Here is a 3,856-nt window from a genome sequence, read left to right as displayed (position 1 = left end):
GGTGGTTGGATTCGGGGGAGGGGGACGACCTGGGAGCTGGCGGAGTAGACGCCATCTTCCGCTCGTCCTCATTTTCCAGGGGGACGGCGACCAAACACCTGCGGTCGTCGGGTCATCAGATAGAAAACTGCTTCGAACCGCGTACGTAGTGGCGGTAGGTGATGGGGATGTTGAATCGCGTGCGAACGAGGGCAAGGTAGCTCTCAACGTCCGGCGTGGTCATCCCCTGCGCGACCACCAAGAATTCTGGATGGACACCATCCTCGGGCTCGAAATACGCGTACTCGAGCAGCTGCCCAAGCGCTTCCCGGATGGCCGCTTTCGCGGAGGCAACTGACTTGATCTCAATGAAAACCAGCCGATTGGAGAGGCGAACCTTAATGTCGACGAAGTCCTCTTCCAGGACGATGGCATCTTTGCCGTGCTCGCGCCGCAATGCGTCGTATATCTCTGCCTGGAGCGCATTGTGGGCGAGGTCGACCACTACGGGGCCTGTGCTCGGACGCACGTAGCTTCCCGGCGACTTCGTGGTTGCCGCAGCCTTGCGTTGTTTGCCCGCTGGAGGGGGCGACAATGACGGGCTCTCGGCGTCAAATAGGAGGTAGCGGCGGAAGTCGTCGAGTTTTCCTTCCCGTACCCGCCGATAGGGGTCGTAAAGCTCAGCATCATTAGGGCGGAAACGGATGTTGAAGCGGTCTGTTGGAACTCCGCCCAGGCCAGCGACGTCTCCAGCGACCTGCTCGACCTGCTCGCGCATCTCTTCAAGCCAGCCGTGCTTTTCGTAGGTCTCAAGCGCAAACGCGGCTTGGTCGTCGGTCAGGATCTCGCATGGCGCGATATGGCCTACGTAGTAGCGCTCCACATTTGGCGCGATTCCAAAGAGGTACACTTTGACGGATGTGCCCTCAAGCCGCTCGCGTGATTTCCGGACTGGTTGGAGATAGGCGTAATGGTAACCGTCGATCACCCACGCCAGGTTGAAGAGCCACTCCTCATGGCCGAACCCGTATTGAGTGACGTAGGTGCGGGCCTCCAAGGTTTTTGCTTCTCCTGTTGGATAAATCCATCCCACTGAGTTCCAGCAGACGCGCGCAAGGTACGAATCCAGGTTCATCGAGTACCTGTGAGCCCATGGGCTCCATCAAGAGGAAGGCATTCAGCCTACTCCGACAACCGCAGTGAAGTGCATTTGGTCGGCATCCTTTCGCCTAGAGAGGCCACTCTGAACCGGGTCAAATCCTACCTGCCAGAGATGAGTGCTTCAGCCCTTGCGCTGGAACGCGAAACCAACTGTATCGTGACGAAATGGGACTTCCCGGACCAGAAACAGCATCGCCGACGCAGCAGGAGCCGACCATTTCGCCTATCACGCAGAAGCTCGACAGCTGGAACGCAATGTTGTCTCGCGGTGAAGAGCCCTCGACGACTGGACGCGAGCTACTGGCGCTGTTCGGCGCTAAGCGACGCGGGTGGCGCGTTGTTGCTTCGATCCGCGACGAACTCTTCACGCGCAAGCTGATGACCGAGCCTGATTTCGATGAGGTTTGGGTCGATGTCCCTTTGCGACTCAAACGGCCGCAAGCCGCTCCAACCTCGACGACTACGCCCTCCACAGAGGCTCCATCAGTCAATGGTTCCAGTGCGGACGGAAAGGGTGAAACCAAGGCTGATGCGTCAGCCCCGCCACTGTCGCCTCTGCGGAAAGTGACGGATCCGATTCGCCGAATCAGCTTGTTGCGTTCCGCGAACAAGCCAGTGGTTTCAGTGCCTCCAAGCACGTCTCTCAAGGAGGCAATGACGACCATGATGCTTGAAGGATTCTCGCAGTTGCCTGTAATGCAGAGTCAGGTCAGTCGCGAGTGCAAGGGGGCTGTGACTTGGCAGAGCATTGCCACGGCTACGGCTCTCGGGAAAGAATGTAGAACGGTAAACGACTGCATGATTTCAGTAGAGGTGGTTGAGTGGGATACCCCTCTATTGGAGGCGATACAAAAAGTTGTCGCGAGTGAGTTTGCGCTCGTTCGGGGGAGTGACCGGTCTTTCCAAGGGATTGTGACGGTCGCTGACTTGAGCCTTCAATTCGGAGCGTTGAGTGAGCCGTTTTTTCTGCTTGAACAGATCGAAAATCTGCTCCGAACGCGAATTCGCGAAAGCTTCACCATAGAAGAACTCCGGAAAGCCAAGCACGATGTGGATGCGTTACGTGAGGTGAATGACGTTTCCGATTTGAGCTTTGGCGAATATGTGCGCCTTTTAGAGAAGCCAGAGTCGTGGCCTAAAATGCGGGTCGCTTTTGCTCAGGGGCCTTTCCTTGCGAAACTCAGGAACGTAGGTGAGGTGCGGAACGACATTATGCATTTCGATCCAGAGCCACTTGAGGATGCTGATATCGAGATGCTGCGCAATGTTGCGGTGTTCTTGGGAAAAGTAGTCAAATAGGGAGGCCGGTCAGCGTTGATGAGACATTTGAGTGCCCGAGCCTTGGTATGGGCAAACTAAACGGTCTCATCCAGTGCCCAGGTCCGTCGAAAGTTGATGCTTGGGAGCCTCTGCTGTGGGCGTAAACAGGGGGCCGCCACCCCCCGGGCATGCCGGTGCTCGGAAGCGGCGGCCCCTTCCGAGCCGATTCAACCGATGGATGTCATGGGTTCGTGGCCAGTCCCTCTCTTCCCGGCGACGGGGGGGGCGGGGACCTTCTCCATCTTGAGCGTCGTGGGGCCACTGAGCGCCAGGTGCGCGCTCAGCTTGAGGAACTTCTTCTTGCCGAAGCCCTTGACCCGCACCAGCTCCTCGACGCGACCGAAGGGCCGCTTCTTATGGCGCTCGAGGATGCGGCTGCGCCGCCTTGCGGAAGAATGGGCGCGGCTGCTCCAGGGGAGGTCTTGGCGGGTGAGAGACGTGGCGGGTCGAGGGCCCGCGCATGCGTTACTTCCGGCGTGGCATGGCCCGCGTGGGGGCTCTTTTCCTGACCGGCCGTGAAGCGGGCTGGGCTGGCCTTGCTCCAGGCAGGACTCCGGAGTTCCCCTCGAAGAACCCACGGACGAAGGTCATCGCGTTCATCAGCGAGTCCACGGGCCCCACGCCAAAGATCGGTCGGATCCGGGGGCGTGTATGGCCTTCGATCAGCACCGGGCAGTACCAGAGCTGTTGCTCGGGGAAGTGCACCGGACGGCCCACCATGAGCCTTGAGGTGCGCTGCTGGCCCGAAGGTGTCGTGTACTCCCAGTAATCCTCCGCGATGGGATCCTCGATCCGTTTCAACTTCGGGCGCCAGTTCTCATCCTTCTCGGGCATGGAGCGCGACCTCATGTGTGGGACATCGTACCTGCTCTTGTGAGCGGGTCGCCCTGAGGTCCAGGGCCGGAAGCCTCGGCTGCCACCACGCTCGCGTCGCCGAAACAAGGGGCCGCCACCCCCGGGCATGCCGGTGCCTGGGAGCGGCGGCCCCTCCGAGCCGGATTCAACCGATGGATGTCATGGGTTCGTGGCCAGTCCCTCCCTTCCCGGCGACGGGGGGACGGGGACCTTCTCCACCTTGAGCGTCGTGGGGCCGCTGAGCGCCAGGTGCGCGCGCAGCTTGAGGAACTTCTTCTTGCCGAAGCCCTTGACCCGCACCAGCTCCTCGACGCGACCGAAGGGCCGCTTCTTGCGGTGCTCGAGGATGCGCTGCGCCGCCTTCTCTCCCACGCCCGGCAGCAGGTCCAACTCCGCCGCCGTGGCCTCGTTCAGGTTCACCACCCCCACGTATTGCGTGCGCGAACTGGCGGCCTCCGACAGCCCCGGTCCCATCAGCACGCAGCCCAACACCCACGCCCAGGCCCACTTCACGAGTGGCCCCCCACGCCCGCCTCCATCC

Annotated in this window: 5 protein-coding genes; 1 reads left to right on the top strand and 4 read right to left on the bottom strand. The window is 60.6% G+C overall.

What is annotated here, in order from left to right:
- Positions 1 to 115 precede the first annotated feature (115 nt).
- A complete protein-coding gene (locus D7X12_RS40090) occupies positions 116 to 1,114 on the bottom strand; it encodes a hypothetical protein (protein ID WP_147443963.1) in 999 nt (332 codons plus the stop codon).
- A 191-nt stretch (positions 1,115 to 1,305) separates the two neighbouring features.
- On the opposite strand from D7X12_RS40090, the gene D7X12_RS40085 reads away from it, so the two are divergent.
- Complete coding sequence (locus tag D7X12_RS40085) at positions 1,306 to 2,439, top strand: CBS domain-containing anti-phage protein (protein ID WP_120630397.1); 1,134 nt, start codon at positions 1,306 to 1,308, stop codon at positions 2,437 to 2,439.
- 188 nt (positions 2,440 to 2,627) lie between these two features.
- On the opposite strand, the gene D7X12_RS40080 is transcribed toward D7X12_RS40085, so the two are convergent.
- The 3 genes from D7X12_RS40080 to D7X12_RS40075 all read right to left on the bottom strand — a co-directional run bounded on the left by D7X12_RS40080 (position 2,628) and on the right by D7X12_RS40075 (position 3,789).
- Positions 2,628 to 2,783 (bottom strand): hypothetical protein, encoded by a 156-nt coding sequence (locus D7X12_RS40080; RefSeq protein WP_244225066.1) that lies wholly within the window; start codon positions 2,781 to 2,783, stop codon positions 2,628 to 2,630.
- 142 nt (positions 2,784 to 2,925) lie between these two features.
- The gene (locus tag D7X12_RS43595; RefSeq protein ID WP_167509128.1) at positions 2,926 to 3,294 is read right to left on the bottom strand and encodes a hypothetical protein; all 369 of its coding nucleotides are present in this window, start codon (positions 3,292 to 3,294) and stop codon (positions 2,926 to 2,928) included.
- Positions 3,295 to 3,474: 180 nt separating this feature from the next.
- On the bottom strand, positions 3,475 to 3,789 hold the full coding sequence (locus D7X12_RS40075) for a ComEA family DNA-binding protein (protein WP_244225067.1): 315 nt from the start codon (positions 3,787 to 3,789) through the stop codon (positions 3,475 to 3,477).
- Positions 3,790 to 3,856: the final 67 nt, after the last annotated feature.

This window comes from Corallococcus sicarius (genome assembly GCF_003611735.1).
GTDB lineage: Bacteria > Myxococcota > Myxococcia > Myxococcales > Myxococcaceae > Corallococcus > Corallococcus sicarius.
The sequence above is the reverse complement of the archived record's forward strand: the minus strand, read 5'-3'. Positions and strand labels throughout refer to the sequence as shown.

Coding starts and splice junctions, on each gene's coding strand:
- D7X12_RS40090 (WP_147443963.1), bottom strand. CDS start 1,114: ATGAACCTGGATTCGTACCTTGCGCGCGTCTGCTGGAACTCAGTGGGA.
- D7X12_RS40085 (WP_120630397.1), top strand. CDS start 1,306: ATGGGACTTCCCGGACCAGAAACAGCATCGCCGACGCAGCAGGAGCCG.
- D7X12_RS43595 (WP_167509128.1), bottom strand. CDS start 3,294: ATGCCCGAGAAGGATGAGAACTGGCGCCCGAAGTTGAAACGGATCGAG.
- D7X12_RS40075 (WP_244225067.1), bottom strand. CDS start 3,789: ATGGGACCGGGGCTGTCGGAGGCCGCCAGTTCGCGCACGCAATACGTG.